This window comes from Xanthomonas campestris pv. phormiicola (assembly GCA_025666215.1).
Classification (GTDB): Bacteria; Pseudomonadota; Gammaproteobacteria; order Xanthomonadales; family Xanthomonadaceae; genus Xanthomonas_A; species Xanthomonas_A campestris_A.
Genome location: CP102593.1, coordinates 4,478,041 through 4,497,699, shown reverse-complemented (window position 1 = coordinate 4,497,699; position 19,659 = coordinate 4,478,041). Strand labels below are relative to the sequence as shown.

14 protein-coding genes and 1 pseudogene are annotated in these 19,659 nt (G+C 70.0%); 9 read left to right on the top strand and 6 right to left on the bottom strand.

All coding sequences use genetic code 11. The annotated features are described in order from the left end of the window. Positions 1 to 129 precede the first annotated feature (129 nt). From NRY95_18935 to NRY95_18915, 5 genes and pseudogenes are all read left to right on the top strand, one after another. The gene (locus tag NRY95_18935) at positions 130 to 2,574 is read left to right on the top strand and encodes a GH92 family glycosyl hydrolase (protein ID UYC15744.1); all 2,445 of its coding nucleotides are present in this window, start codon (positions 130 to 132) and stop codon (positions 2,572 to 2,574) included. 180 nt (positions 2,575 to 2,754) lie between these two features. Beyond that, the gene (locus NRY95_18930) at positions 2,755 to 3,834 is read left to right on the top strand and encodes a substrate-binding domain-containing protein (GenBank protein ID UYC15743.1); all 1,080 of its coding nucleotides are present in this window, start codon (positions 2,755 to 2,757) and stop codon (positions 3,832 to 3,834) included. 185 nt (positions 3,835 to 4,019) lie between these two features. Beyond that, positions 4,020 to 4,463 (top strand): hypothetical protein, encoded by a 444-nt coding sequence (locus NRY95_18925; protein UYC15742.1) that lies wholly within the window; start codon positions 4,020 to 4,022, stop codon positions 4,461 to 4,463. Continuing rightward, positions 4,456 to 5,760: a sorbosone dehydrogenase family protein gene (locus tag NRY95_18920; protein UYC15741.1), complete on the top strand. Its 1,305-nt coding sequence runs from the start codon at positions 4,456 to 4,458 to the stop codon at positions 5,758 to 5,760. Before NRY95_18925 ends, NRY95_18920 begins: the two co-directional genes overlap by 8 nt. Positions 5,761 to 5,837: 77 nt before the next feature. Continuing rightward, positions 5,838 to 5,981: pseudogene (locus NRY95_18915) on the top strand (type I methionyl aminopeptidase). A gap of 140 nt (positions 5,982 to 6,121) precedes the next feature. Here the strand turns inward: NRY95_18915 and NRY95_18910 are convergent. From NRY95_18910 to NRY95_18895, 4 genes are all read right to left on the bottom strand, one after another. Further along, positions 6,122 to 7,690: a S41 family peptidase gene (locus NRY95_18910; GenBank protein UYC15740.1), complete on the bottom strand. Its 1,569-nt coding sequence runs from the start codon at positions 7,688 to 7,690 to the stop codon at positions 6,122 to 6,124. A 79-nt stretch (positions 7,691 to 7,769) separates the two neighbouring features. Then, positions 7,770 to 8,915, bottom strand: coding sequence for an AraC family transcriptional regulator (locus NRY95_18905; GenBank protein ID UYC18639.1), 1,146 nt, complete (start codon positions 8,913 to 8,915; stop codon positions 7,770 to 7,772). Between the two features lie 239 nt (positions 8,916 to 9,154). Then, positions 9,155 to 10,234 (bottom strand): MBL fold metallo-hydrolase, encoded by a 1,080-nt coding sequence (locus tag NRY95_18900; protein UYC15739.1) that lies wholly within the window; start codon positions 10,232 to 10,234, stop codon positions 9,155 to 9,157. Positions 10,235 to 10,261: 27 nt separating this feature from the next. Then, complete coding sequence (locus NRY95_18895) at positions 10,262 to 10,741, bottom strand: VOC family protein (GenBank protein ID UYC15738.1); 480 nt, start codon at positions 10,739 to 10,741, stop codon at positions 10,262 to 10,264. 108 nt (positions 10,742 to 10,849) lie between these two features. Here NRY95_18895 and NRY95_18890 point away from each other — a divergent pair, with 108 nt between their 5' ends. Then, on the top strand, positions 10,850 to 11,005 hold the full coding sequence (locus NRY95_18890) for a hypothetical protein (protein ID UYC15737.1): 156 nt from the start codon (positions 10,850 to 10,852) through the stop codon (positions 11,003 to 11,005). Positions 11,006 to 11,145: 140 nt separating this feature from the next. On the opposite strand, the gene NRY95_18885 is transcribed toward NRY95_18890, so the two are convergent. Continuing rightward, entirely contained in the window at positions 11,146 to 14,319 is a 3,174-nt protein-coding gene (locus NRY95_18885; protein ID UYC15736.1) for a cytochrome P450, read from the bottom strand. Next, positions 14,316 to 15,020, bottom strand: coding sequence for a TetR/AcrR family transcriptional regulator (locus NRY95_18880; protein ID UYC15735.1), 705 nt, complete (start codon positions 15,018 to 15,020; stop codon positions 14,316 to 14,318). The genes NRY95_18885 and NRY95_18880 overlap by 4 nt, the downstream gene beginning before the upstream one ends. Before the next feature lie 270 nt (positions 15,021 to 15,290). Here NRY95_18880 and NRY95_18875 point away from each other — a divergent pair, with 270 nt between their 5' ends. The 3 genes from NRY95_18875 (at position 15,291) to NRY95_18865 (ending at position 19,637) form a co-directional block, all read left to right on the top strand. Then, a complete protein-coding gene (locus NRY95_18875; GenBank protein ID UYC15734.1) occupies positions 15,291 to 15,803 on the top strand; it encodes a hypothetical protein in 513 nt (170 codons plus the stop codon). 505 nt (positions 15,804 to 16,308) lie between these two features. Continuing rightward, positions 16,309 to 17,127 carry a lipo-like protein gene (locus tag NRY95_18870; protein UYC15733.1) on the top strand — a complete coding sequence of 273 codons (819 nt, stop codon included), beginning with the start codon at positions 16,309 to 16,311 and terminating at the stop codon, positions 17,125 to 17,127. Positions 17,128 to 17,375: 248 nt separating this feature from the next. Then, positions 17,376 to 19,637 (top strand): methyl-accepting chemotaxis protein, encoded by a 2,262-nt coding sequence (locus NRY95_18865; GenBank protein UYC18638.1) that lies wholly within the window; start codon positions 17,376 to 17,378, stop codon positions 19,635 to 19,637. Positions 19,638 to 19,659 lie beyond the last annotated feature (22 nt).

Here is a 19,659-nt window from a genome sequence, read left to right as displayed (position 1 = left end):
CCCCTGGTGTCCGGGCCCATGCGGCACTCCCGTTCGGCGGGAGGCCGCGCGGGCCGGACGCCGTTTTTCGTTGCAGGCCACGACCGTTGCCGTCGCCAGGGGCGGTCGCCCACCACAGGACTACACCGCATGACGCTTCCCCCGCTGCCCTCCCTGCTGCGCACGCTCGCCCTGTCCTTGTTGCTGACCGCGCCAGCGCTGGCGGCCGCGCCACGGCCCAGCGCCGAGGTCAATACCTTCATCGGCAGCAAGGACGACGGCAACACCTTTCCCGGCGCGTCCGCACCGTTCGGGATGATCCAGGTCAGCCCGATCGGCGCGCACTACGCCGGCTGGCGCTACGACGATCCGCAGATCCGCGGCTTCGGCCATTCCTTCCTTTCCGGCGCCGGCTGTTGGGAACAGGGCGGGCAGGTCTCGGTGCTGCCGGTGACCGGGCGCATCGGCCCGGGCGGCGAGTTCGAGACGGCCGATCCGAAGGCGTTCGACCACGCACGCTACGGTGCGCGCTACCAGCACGATGGCGAGCGTGGCCAGGCCGGCTACTACAAGGTGCGGTTGACCGATTACGGCGGCATCGATGCCGAAGCCACCGCGCTGACCCGGGCGGCGGCCGAGCGCTACACCTTTGCGACCTCGGGCGAGGGCCATGTGCTGGTCAACATCGGCCAGGCCAACGCCCGCCATGTCGTCACCGGCAGCACCCTGAGCGTGGTCGGCGACCGCGTGGTGGAGGGCAAGCTGGTGACCGACAGCTTCTGCGGCGGCCACCAGTACACGACCTGGTTCCGCCTGGAGTTCGATCGTCCGTTCAAGACCTTCGGCACCTGGGGCGAGGCCGGTGGCGTGCCGGGATCGCGCCATGGCATGGAAGGCGAGGGCAAGCCGAGCGGCGCCTGGCTGACCTTCGACCTGGGCAAGGACCGCGCGGTCACCGCGATCTCGGCGATCTCGCACGTCGATGCCGAGGGTGCGCGCGACAACCTGCGCCGCGAGGGCATGGCCAACGGCCGGCTGCTCGGCTTCGACGCCATGCGCGCCCGCGCGCAGCAGGCGTGGGATCGGGAGCTTGCCAGCGTGCGCGTGCACGGCGGCAGCCGCGACGACCGCGTGGTGTTCTACACGGCGCTGTATCACGCCCTGCTGCAGCCGCTGACCGGCAGCGATGCCGATGGCCGTTATCGCGGCTACGACGACGGGATCCACCGCGCCGATGGCTGGACCTACCACGAGTATTTCTCGCTGTGGGACACCTACCGCTCGCAGAACCAGTTGCTGGCCCTGCTGCGGCCGCAGCGCGCCGCCGACATCGCACGCTCGCTCCTGGCGATCGATGAGCAGGGGGGCTGGCTGCCGCGCTGGGGCTATGCCAACTTCGAGAGCAACGTCATGACCGGCGATCCGGTCACGCCGTTCCTGGTCGACCTGTGGCGCTTCGGCGCGCTGCAGGGGCGCGAGGCCGAGGCCTACGCCGCGCTGCGCCGCAACGCGTTCGAGATGCCGCCGTTGAACTCGCGGCACGCCGGCCGGTCCGGCAATGCCAATTACCTGGCGCACGGCTTCGTGCAGTACGACCGCGCGTTCCCGTCCAAGGGCATGGATGTCGATCCGCACCACGGCGGCTCGGCGACGCTGGAGTACGCGCTGGCCGACTGCGCGCTGTCGACGATGGCCGGCGCGCTGGGTCACGCCGAGGACGCCGCGGTGCTGAACCGCCGCGGGCGCAACTGGCGCACGCTGTGGGACCCGACGGTGCGCGATGCGCAGACCGGTTTCAGCGGCTTCCCGCGGCCGCGCACCGAGGACGGTGCGTGGTACACGCCGTCGGATGGCCATTACGACCCGCGCTCGCAGCACGGCTTCCATGAAGGCACCGCCTGGCAGTACCAGTGGCTGGCGCAGCAGGACGTGCCGGGCCTGGTGCAGGCGATGCACGGACCGGAGCAGGCCGCGCGGCGCCTGGACGCGTTCTTCGCCTACGACGCGCTGCTGGCCGATCCGGCCGGCGCCGCGCGCAAGGAGTGGGTGGTGGGCCCGTACAGCTACTACAGCCAGTTCCGCTACAACCCCAACAACGAACCCGATCTGCACGCGCCGTGGATGTACACGCTGATCGGCCAGCCATGGAAGACCAGCACCGTGCTGCATGCGGCGCAGACGCTGTTCACCAATGCGCCCAACGGCGTCACCGGCAACGACGACCTGGGCACGATGTCGGCGTGGTACCTGTTCAGCGCCATGGGCCTGTATCCGGCGGTGCCCGGCACCGGGCAGTTCCTGCTGCATGCGCCGCGCTTCTCGCGCATCGAGCTGGACGTGGGGCCGGGCCGCACGCTGCGCATCGACGCGCCGCAGGCCGGCGACGGCGCGCTGCGCTACATCCGCGGCGTGACCCTGGACGGACGCACGCAGGCGCCGGTCTGGCTGGACTGGGCACGGCTGCGCCAGGGCGGCCGCTTGCGCTTCGAGCTGAGCGAGGCGCCGCAGCCGCAGGGCTGGGGCACGCAGCCGCAGGACCTGCCGGTGTCGCCGTGCGCGGCACCGCCCTCCGCCGCCAGCCTGGGCTGGCGCTGAGTCCGTGCCGTCTTGCGGCAGGGGCGCGCAGCCGATGGTTTAGGCTGGGCGCCTCGTCCGAAGGGAATCGATCCGATGCGCCAGAAGCATCCACCTCGTGCCGGATCCGTCGGCGCCAAAGCCGCCAAGGCCAGCGCGCGCAAGGCGGCGCCGGTGGCGGCGGAGCACGCGGACCAGGCCATGAAGTCCACGAAGACCACCAAGACCACGCCGGCCGCTGCCACGCACGACCGCCAGCGCGTGGTGACCGTCACCGACATCGCCGATGCGGTCGGCGTCTCGCGCGCGACCGTGTCGCTGGTGCTGCGCGGCAGCCCGCTGGTCCATGCCGACACCCGCGCGCGGGTGGAAGCGGAGCTGAAGCGGCAGCGCTACGTCTACAACCGCGGCGCGGCCAATCTGCGCCGGCGCACCTCCACCAGCGTGGCGCTGGTCATCAACGACCTGGCCAATCCGTTCTTCGCCGAGTTCGCGGCCGGCGTGGACGAGGCGCTGGGCGAGCAGGGCTACGTGACCCTGCTCGGCAGCACCGGCGAGTCGCCCGCACGGCAGCAGGCGGTGCTGGGCTCGCTGATGGAGCATACGCCGGCGGGCGTGATCCTGTCGCCGGCCGAGGGCAGCGACGCCGCCGAGCTGCACACGGTGCTGGACGCGCGCGCGAACGTGCTGCTGTTCAACCGCGAACTCGCCGGCGCCGACGATTGGGGCTTCCTCGGCCTGGACAACCAGCGCGGCGCGCAACTGGCGACCGAGCATCTGATCGCGCTCGGCCACCGCCGCATCGCCTTCTACGGCGGCCATGCCGCGTCCAGTTCGTGCCGCCAGCGCCGCGCCGGCCACGCGCAGGCGATGCGCAGCGCCGGATTGCCGGTCGACCCGGCCTGGCTGATCGAGTCGGCGCCCAACCGCCTGGAAGCGGCCGCGCGCCACGGCGAGCTGTTCGCCGTCGCGGCGCCACCGACGGCGGCGGTCTGCTACAACGACACGGTCGCGCTGGGCCTGATGCTGGGCCTGCTGGCGCGCGGCATCCGGCCCGGCCAGGACTTCGCCGTCACCGGCTTCGACGACATTCCCGAAGCCGCGGTGAGCACGCCGGCGCTGACCACGCTCGCCGCGCAGCCGCGCGCGCGCGGCCGGCAAGCGGCGCAGCTGGTGCTCGCGCAACTGGACGACCGCGCCGCGCCGCGCAGGACGATCGCGCCGGTGCGCCTGTCGGTGCGCGAGAGCAGCGGAGCGCCGAGCGTTCCCGCGCTCGGGTAGCGCTGCGATCGCGGGTGTGGCCGCAGCGGCGAGTCCGGACGACACGGCGGATTGCGCCGTGCCATCGCGACACCCTCTAGACAGAGACGGGCAGATAGTGGGTCGCACCACCACCGCGGAGCGTTCCGCGGTTTCGTGGTGAGCGGGCGATTCGCCCCATTCCTCCCTTCGTCGAGAGCCGTCTCATGCATCTGCAGACTGCAGCGCGCCGTTCCGTGGTGGCCAACGCCCTCTACGGCCTGCTCAACCCCATCCCGTTCGGCTGCTTCGTCGCCGCGCTGATCTTCGACATCGTCTACGCCCGCAGCGCGGTGATGCTGTGGACCAAGGCGGCGGCCTGGCTGATCGCGATCGGCCTGGTCATCGCCATCGTGCCGCGCCTGATCAACCTGGTGCAGGTCTGGATCACCTCGCGACGCTCGGTGCTGCCGGCGGAACGGCTCGACTTCTGGCTGAACCTGCTCGCCATCGTCGCCGCCATCTTCAACTCCTTCGTGCACAGCCGCGATGCGTATGCGGTGGTCCCCGCGGGCCTCTGGCTCTCGATCGCCACGGTCGCGCTGCTCGCGATCGGGCATGTGCTCATCGCCATCCGCATCACATCGCGCGAGGGCTACGCGCATGGCTAAGCGCCTCTGCACGTCCACCTTCGCCCTGAGCTGCGCGCTGGCCCTGGCCGCCTGCAGCGGCAAGGCCTCGCTCGAACCGACCCAGCAGTCGGGCAACGCGCCGCCGTTGCCGGAAGCCCGCAATTTCCTGCTGCCGCCGATGCGGGTTCCCGAGGGCGTGGGCTGGAAGGAGGGCCAGGCGCCCACGGTAGCGGCAGGCCTGAAGATCGAGAAGATCGCCGGCGGCCTGAAGCATCCGCGCCAGCTGTACGTGCTGCCCAACGACGACGTGCTGGTGGTGGAGGCCAACTCGCCGGGCATGGAGCCGGTCACCACGCCCAAGCAGCTGATCGCCGGCCTGATCCAGGGCCGTTCCGGCAAGAGCGCCAAGGGCGGCAACCGCATCACCCTGCTGCGCAGGACCGCGGACGGCAAGTGGGAGCAGCATGCGTTCCTGAAGGGGCTGCACTCGCCGTTCGGCGTGCAGCTGATCGGCGATGCGCTGTACGTCGCCAACACCGACAGCATCATGAAGTTCCCCTACGTCGCCGGCCAGACCGAGATCACCGCGGCCGGCACGCTGTTCGCCGATCTCCCCGGCACGATCGAGCACCATTGGACCAAGGCGCTGCTGGCCAGTCCCGACGGCCGCAAGCTGTACGTCGGCGTGGGCTCCAACAGCAACATCGGCGAGAACGGGCTGGACGTGGAGTACCGCCACGCGGCCGTGCTGGAAGTGGATGTCGCCTCGGCCAGCAGCCGCATCTTCGCCTCCGGCATCCGCAATCCGACCGGACTGCAGTGGGAGCCGCACACCGGCGCGCTGTGGGCGATCGCCAACGAGCGCGACGAGATCGGCGCCGATCTGGTGCCCGACTACCTGACCTCGGTGCAGGACGGCGGATTCTACGGCTGGCCGTACAGCTATTACGGGCAGAACGTGGATGTGCGGGTCAAGGATCAGCGGCCGGACCTGGTGGCCAGGGCGATCAAGCCGGACTACGCGCTGGGCTCGCATGTGGCCGCGTTGGGCCTGTGGTTCTCCCGCGGCGAGATGCTGCCGGCGAAGTACCGCGAAGGCGCGTTCGTGGCCGAGCACGGCAGCTGGAACCGCTCGCCGCTCAGCGGCTACCAGGTGGTCTACGTGCCGTTCCGGCAGGGGCGGCCGGCCGGTCCGCCGCAGACCGTGGTCAGCGGCTTCCACTCGCAGGACCAGTCGCAGCTGTTCGGCGCCCCGGTCGGCCTGGCGCAGGACAAGGACGGCGCGCTGCTGATTGCCGATGACGTCGGCAACAGCGTCTGGCGCGTGAGTTTCTGACCGAGCGCAGACCCGCGCCGCCCACCTGCACGCGGGCGGCGCGATGGGGAAGGACATCGCCGCGGTGCGCCCCGGCGCGCGCGCTGCCGGATCGATGGCCGGTGCACACGCGCGACGGCAAGCCGTCGGCGCAGTTCGAGCACACCGTGGCGGTGACGGGCACGGGCGTGCGGGTGCTGACGTTGTGGCCTGGGGAGAAGCCGCTTTGCCCGATTGGGTGATGCGTACGCTTCGTGGGCGTGCTGCCAGCGTGTCGCAGGCAGACGCCGGCAAGACCGCATCGCGCGCGTGGTGCTGCCGATGGCGGCATCAAGCGGTGGCAGGAACATCGGCCGGTGCAACGCGCTGATCTGCAGCGCTGTTACCGCGAGTGCCCTGGCGACGACGAAGGCGACTCGCCCGGCATGTCCGCCAATGCCTTCAGGGCAGCGGCCATTTCCACATCGCGACCCGCGGCGATATCGGCGATGCCGGGTGCGACCGCCACATCCGGTGCGATGCCGGCATCGGGTTGCGCGTCGGCCGGGTACTGGCCGACCAGTGGCAGATCCAGTTCGATGCCCGAATGCGGCAGGTGCAGGAAGAAGAAGGCGCTGCCGTTGATGCCGCGGCGGTTGCCGCCGCTGCTTTGGCCGATCAGCGTCGCCAGGCTGCTGGCCTTGATCTGGCTGGCGAATCCGAATGTGGCCGAGCTGTTGTCCGCGCCGATCAGCACGAACACCTTGCCGCGGTAATGCGGCGCCTGCGGCTGCACGACGACGTTCGCGGTCACTGGTTGCCAGCGGGTCAGGGAATAGTAGTGGCCGTCATAGGCCTGCGCGGCGTCGCCCCAGTCGCGGAAGGAGGCATCCCAGGTGGTCAGGTACGGCGCGAGCGCGTCGGGTACGCGCCGGTAGCGCACCAGTTGGCGTAGCTGCGGCAGGCGCACGGGCTGGGCGGTCAAGTGCGCCAGCAGTGCGTTGCCGACCTCGCCCAGCCCGCCTTCGTTGCCGCGCAGGTCGATCACCAGCGCCGGCACCTGGCGCGCATCCAAGTCGGCGAAGGTGCTGTCCAGGAAGCCGCGCCAGTCCCAGGCGCTGTCGTACAGCGCCCAGTCGGGCATGCTCAGCACGGCCAACTTCGGGGTCTGCATGCGAATCGTCCATGCCGGTGCATTGCTGCCGCGTTCGCGCACACTGGCCATCGCGCTGCGCTGTGCGGGAGTGAAGCCCTGCACGCGCAGAGTGCGCGGGGCGCTCTCGCCAGGACGCTGCACGCGCAGCAGCGGGTTGCGCCCGATCTGCGGGAACAGCAGCGGCAGATAGACGTCGAACGCCTCGGTCCGTTCGCGGCCCTGGATCTGCATCTGCGCGACGCGCTTGGCGTCGTTGCCGCCGTCCGCGCGCGCCACCTGCATCAGGGCAGACAGGATGCGCTCGACCGGGACGCCGTCGATCGCCAGCACCTGCGTGCCGCGTGGCAGGCGTTCCGGCACGCTGCCATCGCGGGTGACCACCATGCGTCCGTCCAGCCAGGCGAACTGGAACGGCAACAGGCCTGCGTGCTCGAACAGGGCGCGCCGGATCGGCTCGGGCTGGTTGGCGAAGTTGGGATAGGTGTGGCCGCAGCGGATGCCTGCGGTGAACCGGGAAAAGGCCAGATAGGCCTGGCCCAGGGTGGCGCCGTTGCGCACTTGCTCGCGCAGCGCATCGAAGCGGCGCGCCATCTCGGCTTCGCCGACGTAGCGGTAGAGGCCCGGGTGCAGGGCGGTATAGGCCTGGCGCAGCAGGTCGACATCGGCGACCAGGCCGGGGCCGGGCAGGGGGCTGTCCGCGCGCGGATCGGCGGGGAGGTCGGCGGGCGCTGCGACGGCGCCATGCGCGGCCGGGGCACACAGCAGCAGCGCCAGGCACAGCGGCCAGGCGCACAGGCGAAGCAGGAGAGGGGGCATGGGCGATCCTCGGAAGAGCGCCCAGCCTGCGCGGCTGCCACCATCGCGGCGACTCAAAAGCGCCTGCGCGCCATGTTTTTCAGGCGATGGGACGTTGCGCGCGGCGGTAGTCGCTGGGCGTGCGGCCGACGTAGGCGCGGAACACGCGATTGAAGCTGGCCTTGGAGCCGAAGCCCACGCGCAGGGCGATGGCCAGCACGTCGTCGCTGCCGGCCAGCAGCGCCTGCGCCTCGGCGATGCGCTGGCGGTTGAGGAACTCGCTGAAGCTCTGGCCCAGGCCTTCGTTCAAGGCGCGCGACAGGTAATTGCTGTTGGTGCCCAGGCGCCGCGCCAGTTCGCCCAGGCTCAGCTCCGGCTCGCGCCACCAGCCTTGCGCGGCCACCTGCGCGGCAAAGCGTTGGCCCAGTGCAGCCCAGTCCTTCTCCGTGCCTGCGCCGGCCGTTGCGGCTGTGTCCGGCTCGACGGGCTGCGCTGTCTCTGGCACCGCCGCGGTGGTCTCGGTCGCGCGCTGTGCCGAGGCGCGCCGCGGATAGGCGACGCGCGCATGCCGCCAGCCTTCCAGGCCCAGGTAGTACATCAACAGCACCAGGCCCAGGTAGCGCGGGAACTCGTCGAAATAGGACAGCGGCCGCAGCAGCCGATCGGTGACGGTGAACCCCAGCCGCAGCAGCACCAGCAGCGAGGCGGCGACCAGGAAGCCGCGCAGCCAGGACAGCCGCAGTTCCTCGCGCGCGCCGCTGTGCTGTTCCAGCCAGCGTTGATAGTCCAGGTACTGGCGCCAGGCCAGGCCCAGATAGACGGCCAGCGACACCAGCACCAGCGCGTCCTGCGCCGGCTGCACCCAGGGCTGCTGGACCTGCGCGTCCCAGGCCCACTTGCGCGACAGCGGCCAGGTGAACAACACGCTGTAGTAGAGGCCTTGCAGCGCCCCGGGTAGCAGGTGGCAGTACCAGTAGCGCGGCAGGCGCGCATGCGCCAGCTGGCGCACGTACATCCACACCAGGGGGCCGATCGCCAACTCCCAGAAGAACGGCGCATAGGTCAGCTGCGGATAGGCATCGTAGACGCCGGCGTAGCCCAGCGTGTACGGGGTGACCAGCGCCACCACCACCAACAGCAACGCCGCCAGGCAGCGGTTGGCGCTGCGGTTGGCCGGGGCCAGCGACAGCAAGACCGCACCCAGCACGCCGTGCAGGCTGCCGAGCAACAGGATGGTGCTCCACATGCCGAACTTGATCGGGCTCATGCTGCAGGTTGTCGGGAACGGTCTACAGCATATCGCCAGTGCCAGGATCGGGCCGGCTGTGCGTGCCGTGCCGGTAGGCGTGCTGGGTCGAGGCGTTGCCGTCCTCGTCGCCTGCGCAGACGGCGTGCGTGCATGCGCGATGCGCAGGCGGCAGGGCTGGCGCGCCGAAGCGATGCGGCATCGGTCGAGCGCGTTTGCGGGAGGAGGCCGACCCGGCGTCAGTCCTGAAGATCGCCGAAGTCGAAGACCTGCCCGGGTTCGGCGGCGACGAACCCGGCGGCGGCAATGCCCGCCAGCCGTAGCGCTTCGGACAGTTTCTCGCGCGGCTCTTCGCGCGCTTCGTCGGTGAGTTGGAAGGTGCCCCAGTGAATGCCCAGGGCCTGCCGGGCGCCGGTGTCCTGGAAGATGCGCACGGCTTCGGCGGGGTCGACATGCTGCGGCGCCATGAACCAGCGCGGCGCGTAGGCGCCGATGGGGATCAAGGCCACATCGGGGGCGCCGTGCCTGGCGCGGATCTCGCGAAAGATGGCGCCATTGCCGTAGGCGGTGTCCCCTGCGAACCAGAGCGAGCCGCGCGCGGTCTGGATGAAGAAGCCGCACCACAGCGCCATCCTGCGGTCGCGCACGCCGCGGCTGGACCAGTGGTTGGCGCGGGTGAGGGTCGCCGTCGCGGTGTCGCCGATCGGCAGCCGATCGTGCCAGTCGCCGGTTGCGATCCGTGCCTCGGGAACGCTGTTGCGCAGCAGCAGGTCGTTGCCCAGCGGCATCACGAACAGCGGGCGATGCGCATGATGCAGCTTGCGCAAGGTCGCGATGTCGAAGTGGTCGTAGTGGTTGTGGCTCAGCAGCACCACATCGATCGGCGGCAGGTCCGCGAACGTCACGCCTGGCGCCGTGACCCGCTTCGGACCGGCGATTTGCGAGGGACTGGCGCGTTGCGACCAGACCGGATCGGTGAGGAGGTTGATGCCGGCCACCTGGATCAGCAAGGTGGCATGGCCGACCATGGTGACGCGCATGCGATCGCTGCGCTGCGCAGGAACGGTGGGGTTCACCGGCACCTGCTTGGGCCACGGTACCGCGCCCATGGCGGCTTTCCAGCGCAGTACCTTTCCCAGCGAATTGTCGATGGACGGCTGGCCGGGGTTGAAGAAGCGCATCCCGTCGAAGTGGTCGCTGATGGGGCCGTTGTAGTAGGGGTTTTTCATCGGAGTGTGATCGAGGCGATGGGAGGGCAATGGCGCAGGTCGAGCAGCGGCGAACGGGTAGGCGAGTGGCGATCTCGATCCATCAGGCACCGGCTCCCGGCTCGATCCCGTGCCGTCTCAGCCGCGCCATGCGGCTTCGATCGCGGCGATGTCGATCCGGGTCATGCCCATCATCGCCTCGAACGCGCGCTTGGCCGCGGCGGGATCCGGATCGGCGATCGCGGCGGTCAGCACGCGCGGGGTGATCTGCCACGACAGGCCCCACTTGTCCTTGCACCAGCCGCAGGCGCTTTCCTGGCCGCCGTTGCCGACGATCGCGTTCCACAGGCGGTCGGTTTCGGCCTGGTCGTCGGTCGCCACCTGGAACGAGAACGCCTCGCTGTGCGGGAACGCCGGGCCGCCGTTGAGGCCGAGGCAGGGGATGCCGAGCACGCTGAACTCGACCGTCAGCACCTCGCCCTGCCTGCCCGCAGGATAGTCGCCCGGTGCGCGGTGCACGGCCTTGACCGCGCTGTCGGCGAAGGTGGCGGCGTAGAACGTTGCGGCCTCCAGCGCGGTGCCGTCGAACCAGAGGCAAATCGTGTTCTTGCTGATCATCCGAACGCTCCTGAGTGGACGACGCGCTCGCGCGGCTGCGGGCACAGGCTAGCAAGCCCTTCACCCGCGATGTGGTGTGTTAGGGGCCGCACAACCACGGAGCTTTGCATGGACACCACGCTGATGCCATGGGTCGCCGGACTGTTCATCCTGTTCATCGGATCGGCCATGTATCTGATCACCCGGGCGAAGAAGAATCGCGACCGTCCGGCCGAGGACGCGGCCGCGACCAAGTCCGGCGACGATGCGTCGTTGAAGAAGTAGCCTTGCATGGGCGATGGCGCAGGCAGGCCCTGCGCCATCGTCCACGTCTGCCGGCGCGCTGCGGCAGCGGACGTGGACGCGCCTGCGTGTTTCCTTGCCCGCATACGGATGCAGCAAACACGCGCTCGCCGTCCTCGCCGTCACGAGAAGATATCCGCCACATAGCGGCCGTGTTCGCGTTCGATGCGGTCGGCCCAGGTGTTGGCGTCTTCGGCGCTGACCCCCATGCTGTCGCGGTAGATGCGCACGAAGGTGTCGCGCACCGCCGGCGCCATGTGCTCGCCGTCGCCGCAGACGAACACGGTGGCGCCTTGCTGGAACAGCGCCGACACGCGCTCGCGGTCCTGCCACATGCGGTGCTGGACATAGGCCACGCCGTCCTGCGGCGCCTGCGAGAAGGCGAGGCGCACATCGACCACGCCCATCTCCTGCCAGCGCTGCAATTCCGCCTTGTACAGGCAGTCGACGTCGGGATGGTCGATGCCGAAGAACAACAAGGCTTCGCCGACCTCGCGCCCGCCCGCCTTCTGGATCGCGCGCTCCTGCAGGAAGCCATGGAACGGGGCGATGCCGCTGCCGGCGCAGACCAGGATGATCGGCGTGGCCGGATCTTCCGGCGGGTGGAAGCTCGCCTGCGAAGGCCGCACCGCGACCGACACCAGCGCGCCTGCCTCCAGGCCGGCCAGATAGGTGGAGGCCACGCCGCGGCGTCGCCCGATCCCGGACAGTGCCGGTGCGTCGAGCACCGCCACGGTCAGCGAACACTGCGCCGGGTCGCGCAGCGGCGAGGAGGAAATGGAGTATTGTCGCGCGCGCATGGGCGGAAGCGCGCCGAGAAACGCGCCCAGCGCCAGTTCGCAGGCGGGGAAGCGCTCCAGCAGATCGAGCAGGCTGGTCTTCCTGGCGAGCACCTGGTCGGTATAGGCCGGCTCGGCGGCCAGCGTTTCCAGCGCGGCGCGATCGGGCGGGCAGCGCGTGGCGGCGGCCAGTTGCGCGACCTGCGCGCGCGTGGCCGGTTGCGCCAGTTCCACGTAGTCGGCGAGCACCTGCGCCAGCGCGACCGGATAGCCGCTGGGCAGGCCGGATGCCGCGCCAGGCCGCTGGCCGATGATGACCTGGGTATCGCTGGCCAGGCCGAAGCGCCGCAGCACGCGCTCGACCTGCGCGGCGGGGTTGCGCGGCAGCACCGCGAGATAGTCGCCGGTGCGGTAGCGCATGCCCTCGGGCAGCGCGATCTCGATGTGGCGCTTGGAGCGCGCGAACGCTGCGGACATGTCGACCAGTTCGCGATTGTCGACGATGCGTCCCTGGTCGAGTTCGGTCAGCCGCAGCGCGCCGAGCCGCGCGGCCGGGACGATGTCCACCTCCAGCGCCTGCGCGGTCTGCTCCATCGTCGCCTTGCCCAGCGCCAGGCCGAGATCCGCCCACAGCCCGGCATACCAGGCATCGAAGCCGCCGAAGAAATCGCCGCCGGCATCGGTTTCGCCGCGGGGTCTGAATCGTGCGGCACCGGCCGCCTCCAGCGCGGCATCGACCCGTTTCGGAATCGCCTGGTAGGTACGCGCCCATTGCCGGTTGCCGGATCCGAACACGGCGTAGCGCACGCCGGCCAGATCGCCGTGGGCCAGCGTTTCGACCCACGCGAGGAAGCGGCGCGCATTGTCCGGCGGCTGGCCTTCGTAGGAGGAGGTGACCACCACCACCGCGCCGTCGCGCGGCAGGCGGCCGACATGGTCGTCCAGCGGCGCGACCACCGGCGCATAGCCCTGCGCTGCCGCATCGCCGCCGATGCGCTGCGCGAATGCTTCGCACGAGCCGGAATTGCCGCCGTACAGCACCAGCAGCGGCGAGCCCGTGGCCGCGCTGGCGGCGGCCGGCGCGGTGGCCGGTGCCAGGACTTTCTGCGGCGCGGACGGCACCGCGCTGCGGCGGCGCAGGGCGACGTCGTCGCGCCGGCGCGCGCGGATGCGGAAGCCGTCCGGCTTCAGCGTCAGGGTTTCCGCGATCTCGAGCTGGTAGTTCGGATCGACCTGGTCCAGGTCGAACCGTTGCAGGATCATCGTCAGCACCAGCTGCGCCTCCTGCATCGCAAAGCCGCGCCCGATGCAGGCGCGCGCGCCGTTGCCGAACGGTTTCCAGGCATTGGGCGGGAGCCGTTCGGCCGCGTCGGGCGCGAAGCGCTCCGGCCGGAACGCCTCCGGGTCCTCCCACACCTTCGGGTCCCGGTGCAGGGTGGGAATCAGCACGAGCAGGGTGTCCTGCGGCGTCACCGCATAGCGGCCGGCCAGCGTGGTCGCCTCGCGCGCCGCGACCGCGAACGCCGGGGCGGTCGGCCACAGCCGCAGGGTTTCCTGCAGGATCTGCTCGATGTAGCGCAGCTTGGCCAGGTCCTCGACCTGCGGCGGCTGCGTGCCCAGCGCGGCGTCCACCGCCTGGCGCGCGCGCGCCATCGCCGCCGGATGACGCAGCAGCAGATACAGCGCGAACGAGAGCAGGCCGCTGGTCGTCTCGTGGCCGGCGATCAGGAAGGTCACCATCTGATAGCGGATGTTCTCGTCCGACAGCGCTGCGCCGGTCGCCTGGTCGCGTCCGTACAGCATCAGGTTGAGCAGGTCCTCGCGCGCGGCCGCGTCCGGGTCGGCCCGGCGCTCGGCGATCAAGGTGTCGGCGACGCTGCGGATCATCGCCAGGTCGGCCTCGTAGCGGCGCCGGCCGGGCGCCAGCAGGCGATTGGCGATGTCGGGCCGGCGCGCGCGCGATCCGGCCTCGGCCAACGCGCCCACCATCGCCGCGACGAAGGGATGCATCTCGTTCTGGTAGAAACTGTTGAAGCGGTAGTCGAAGGCGCACAACGCGATCGTGTCCAGCGTCAGCCGGGTCATGTTGTCGGCCACGTCGATGACCGCGTCCGGGCCGAACCGCTCCCAGCGCTGCAGCATCTGTTCGGCGATGTCCTCCATGCGCCCGAACATCGCGCGCACGCCGATCGGGCCGAACGCAGGCATCAGCAGCCGGTGCGCCTTGGCCCAGTTGGGTTCGTCGTTGTAGGCGGTGAACAGGCCGTCGCCGCCGAGGTCGCGCAGCGTCTGCAGCGGCCGGTGCAATTTCTTCTCGAAGCGGGTTTCGTCGCAGACCTCGTCCACCAGGTCCTGTCCGCTCAGCACGGTCAGCGACAGCGGACCGCTGTTCAGGCGAAAGATCGGGCCGTGCACCTTGGCCAGCCGCATCAGGCTCTGCACCGGCGCATCGCCATCGAGATGGTGGAAATTGCCGAGCAGCGGCAGCGAGCGCGGTTGCGGGATTGCGTCCGTCATGGGGTGCCTTCCTGGGGAGAGCGCAGCGTGGCGACCGGTGCGCCACCGGTATCGCGATGCGGGGGATGCAGCAGGGTGGCGAGCACGGTGTCGACCAGCCGCGTCCGCGCCTCGTCGGCGCCGATCTCCGGCGCCAGCCGCGCCAGCAACTGCGGGAACTCCGGCGGCTGGCTCAGCATGCTGTTCAGCAGCACGAAGAACAGCGCCGGATGCGTCGCCTTCACGATGCCGGCCTCGATGCAGGCAAGGACCAATGCGTGCCCGGCCTCGTAGGCCGGACGCAGCAATTGCTCGGCGACGACGGCGGCGCGCTCGGGCCGCTCGGAGACCACCCGCGCGACGAAGTCGCGGACCGGCGGATGGGCCTCGTAGAACGCGGCCATGATCAGGATGGCGTCTGTCAGCCGATCCAGCAGCGCGCGCTGGTCGTGCTCGGTCAGCTGCGCCATCGCCGCAAGCCTTGGACTCAGGTCCTGGGCCAGCTGGTGCACGCACGCCTCCCACAGCTGCGCCTTGTTGCCGAAATGCACGCGCACCAGATTGGGACTCACTCCCGCGGCCGCGGCGATTGTACGCAGATTGGCGCGATCGAAACCATGCCGGGCGAAGCTTTCGGTGGCTGCCGCGAGCAGCGCCTGGCGACCATCGGCCTGGTCTTTGGGCGGGCGGCCGCGTGGTCGCGGGGAGCGCTTCGTGGTCATGCTGGCGTGCCATGTTTAAATGTTCAAGTGTATATTTAATGGCGGACGTCTTTACTTCAAGCCCCCTCGTTCAGCGGAAAGTTGCTCTTGCGCAGCCTCCGGGCGACGCGGCGTCGCTCTGTCGATCGGATGCCCATGCCGCTGGTTGCGGCATATGCCGTACCCGCGAACAGGCGTTCGCTGCTTGGCGCGGGCGCCATTCGCCGGCCGATGCAGCCCGTTGTGGATCGATATGTAGACGGAGGTAGCTGCAGATTTGCAGCGCAAGCAGTGCTGGCAGACAACGGCGCGCGGCGACGATTAGCGTGGCGCATGAGCCGAGCGAACCGCCAGCCGCCGCAACTCCCTGCGCAGAAATGGTGGCAGACGTTGTCGTTCAAGCGAGCCGCCGCCGAGGTCTCGGCGGTGCTGGTGCTGGTCGGCGGCACTTACGGGTTCGTGCAGTACGTCGAGGTCAAGCCGCTGGAGCGGCGTTTGGCCGAAGCGCAGGCCGCTGCGTGCCGGCCGAAGGCCAGTTCGCCATTCATCGAGTTCAGCCTGTTGCCGGGCGACAGCCGCGTGCTATGGGATGGCGCGCTGACGCTGACCAATGCGACGCGCGGCACGGACGGCGCCAAGACGCGGCTGCGGGCGACGCCGCGCGAGGGGGCGCCGGTCGAGCGCGCAGGGCTGTCGCCAGGCGACAGCTTCGACGTGCCGGTGGCCGGGCAGGGCACGTATCAGGTCTACCTGAAACGCAGCACCGCGGACTTCATCGAAGGGGCCGTGCTGCATCGGCCGTGACCGCCGTACGCGATGGCGCTGCGCGCAGCGGCGTCGCAGTGTCGCCGCCGTCGCTCACGGCGCGGTTGCGGTCTCCACGGCGGCAGCGTTCTCGTACACGCTCAGCTCGCGCATGCGTGCATCCGCTGCCGGAGCGAACGCGAAGCGCAGTCGCGTTCCTCGGCGAAGAAGCGCGTCGGCGTTGTGGCCGCCTTCCACGGCGAGGCGGATGTCGCCGACGCGCTTGCCGGGGTAGTGGCCGGCTTAGCTGGCCAGGATGCCGGGCGCCAAGGTCAGGTGCATGGCGGGCGCCACTTACGCCACCGCGGCGTGCGCATGGCGGTAGATGCGGCGCATGCGCCAATGGCCGTCGACCGCCTGCCACAGCGTGGTGAACTCGGCTCCCAGGGGAAGAAGGAAAGACGCCGGCCACGGCAGCGCTCAAGAATTTCCCGGCGGCGCCGTCATCATCGACAGGCGAAGTCGCTTTCGCCGCTCGGATCGGGCCGTCCATGAGGTCACGCGCATGTTGTCCCTGCCACGCCTGCTGGGTCGCCACCTGGCCAAGTTCCTGTCCAAGCCGCGCCGGCACCGCTCGGAACTGCCGACCAGCCCGCCGCAGCTGCTGCAGGCGGCGCTGCGCAAGGGCGACGTGCTGCTGGTGGAGGGCAACAGCCGCTTCTCGACCGCGATCAAGTACCTCAGCCAATCCACCTGGTCGCATGCGGCGCTGTACATCGGCGACCACCTGGGACCGGCCGACGGCACAGACGCGCCGACCCTCTGCGACGTGGACATCAACGTCGGCGTGCGCCTGGTCGGGCTGAACGAATTCGCCGGGCTGCACACGCGCATCTGCCGCCCGGTGGGACTGGGCGCCGACGAGATCGAGGCGGTGGTCGACTACATGGTCAGCCGCGTCGGCAACAGCTACGACCTGAAGAACATCTTCGACCTGGCGCGCTACCTGATCCGCACCCCGCCGCTGCCGTCGTCGGTGAAGCGCCGCTTCCTGGAGCTGGGCAGCGGCGCGCCGACAAAGGCGATCTGCTCGACCCTGCTGGCGCAGGCCTTCGGCGCCATCCGCTATCCGATCCTGCCGGAGATCGGCAGCGTGCCGGTGCCCGACGCGCAGGACGCGGAAATCCTGCACAACCGCCACCACAGCCTGTACCTGCCGCGCGACTTCGACGTCTCGCCGTTTTTCAACGTGGTCAAGCCGCGCCTGCAGTCCGGGTTCGATTTCCACCGGCTGGTGTGGCACGGCGATGCCGGCGAAGCGGCGAGCGCCCGCCAGCGCGAACGCCGGCCAGAGCCGCAACCGGTGCACGCGCGCGCTGGCTAGGGCCGGCCGTGGAGGCCTCCACCCCGGTAGCCGATGGCGCGCAATGCCCGGAACACGCGCGCGGCCGCAGGCGGATCCAGCGCTGCGTCCCGATCCGTTTCTCCATACCGGTGCGTATTGTATGGTCGACCGCAACATCTTCAGCTTCGTACGACGAACGGCGTCAAGTTTGAAATGACTGCGGCCGATATCAGCGCATACGCCTTCGTGCCATCGCTACCAGGATTGTTATGAATCCCATCGATTTTCTGCGTCGCCGCATCGCCAACCTGCCGATGACGCGCAAGTTCGTGGTGCTGTGCACCCTGCTCGCCATCGGCGTGATCCTGCTCGCGGTCGCCGCCGCGCGCCTGCAATACCTGGACCTGGTCGCCGCGCGCAAGCAGACCGTGAAGACCCAGGTCGACATGGGCATCAGCGTGATGCAGCACTACGCCGACCAGGCCAGGCGCGGCGAGATCACCCTGGCGCAGGCCAAGCAGGCGGCGGAAGCGACGCTGGCCGACATGAAGACCAACGGCGGCGTGGATTATTTCTTCATCGTCGACCCGCAGATGCGCATCTTGATGCATCCCAAGCGCAAGGTCGGCACCGACATGACCGACTACAAGAGCGATGCCGGCGAATACGTGTATCGCGATATCCGCACCGCGCTGACCAGCGGCGACGGTTTCAGCTACTACAACTCGCCCAAGCCGGGCAAGCAGGAACAGCTGCCGAAGATCAGCTACGCCAAGCTGTACCCGCAGTGGAACTGGGTGCTGGTGATGGGCGTGTACGCCGAGGACATCCAGGTCGAGGCGCTGGGCTTCACCAAGATCCTGACCGGGATCGGCGCGGCCCTGGTCGGCCTGGTGGTCGGGCTGTGCTGGCTGATCGCCAGCGCCATCGTCACCCCGCTGCGCGCGGCCACGCGCACCGCCGAGGCCATCGCCTCGGGCCGTTTCGACAACACGATCAAGGTGGAGTCGCGCGACGAGACCGGGCAGCTGATGGCCAGCATGCAGCAGATGCAGACCCAGTTGCAGCGCTTCAACGGCGAGATGCAGACCCTGGTGCGGCTGCAGCAGGGCGACGACATCAGCCACCGCATGCCGGAGGATTTCCCCGGCGATTACGGCACCCTGGCGCACGGCATGAACACCGCGCTGTTCGAACATCTGGACGCGATCATCGAGGCGATGACGATCATGGGCGAGTACGGCCGCGGCGATCTGCGCCGCGACATGCGCCGCCTGCCGGGCCAGCGCGCCGCGCTGCACGAAGCGCTGGATGCGGTGAAGCGCAACCTGTCGGCGATCAACGGCGACATCGCGCGCCTGGCCGACGCGGCCGCACGCGGCGATTTCTCCGCACGCGGCGACGAGGCGCGCTACCAGTTCGCGTTCAAGGAAATGGTGGAAGCGCTGAACCGGCTGATGCGGCAGGCCGAAAGCGGCCTGGCCGACGTGGGCCGGATCATGGGCGCGATCGCCGACGGCGATCTGTCGCAGCGCGTGGACGTGCGCTACGAGGGCGCGTTCGGGCAGCTGGCCGATGCCGCCAACCGCACCGCCGAGCAGCTGACCACGATCGTGCAAGGCATCCAGCGTTCGGCCGAGTCGATCAACACCGCGGCCGGCGAGATCGCCAGCGGCAACAGCGATCTGTCGGTGCGCACCGAGCAGCAGGCGGCGAGCCTGGAAGAGACCGCCGCGTCGATGGAAGAGCTGACCTCCACGGTCAAGCAGAACGCCGACAGCGCGCGCCAGGCCAACCAGTTGGTGCTGGGCGCCGGCGAAGTGGCCGAGAGCGGCGGCCGCGTGGTCGAGGACGTGGTCACCACGATGGCCTCGATCAGCGCCGCCTCCGCGCGCATCGCCGACATCATCGGCGTCATCGACGGCATCGCCTTCCAGACCAACATCCTGGCGTTGAACGCCGCGGTGGAAGCCGCGCGTGCCGGCGAGCAGGGCCGCGGCTTCGCGGTGGTGGCCAGCGAGGTACGCTCGCTGGCGCAGCGTTCGGCGGCGGCGGCCAAGGAGATCAAGACCCTGATCTCCGACTCGGTGCAGGAAGTGGAGCAGGGGTCGACCCTGGTCGCGCGTGCCGGCACCACCATGGCCGAGGTGGTGACCTCGGTGAAGCGGGTCACCGACATCATGGCCGAGATCTCCGCGGCCAGCGCCGAGCAGAGTTCGGGCATCGAGCAGGTCAGCAAGACGGTGATGCAGCTGGACGAGACCACCCAGCAGAACGCGGCGCTGGTGGAGGAAGCCACCGCGGCGGCGAAGAGCATGGAAGACCAGGCCTCGGACCTGACCCGCGCGGTGGCGGTGTTCCGCCTCGCCGGCGCCGCCCGGCCGGTGGCCGCGCTCGCGCCCAGGCCGGCGGCGGTCCAGGCCCCGGTCCGCGCGGTCGCCGCCGCGCGTGCGCCGGTCAAGAAAGCGCCGGCGCCGGCTGCACGCCCGCTGGCGCGGAGCAAGCCCGGCGGCGCGCTGGTGGAAAGCTCGGAGTGGGAAGAGTTCTGAGTCCGCGCCACGGCGGCGGCAA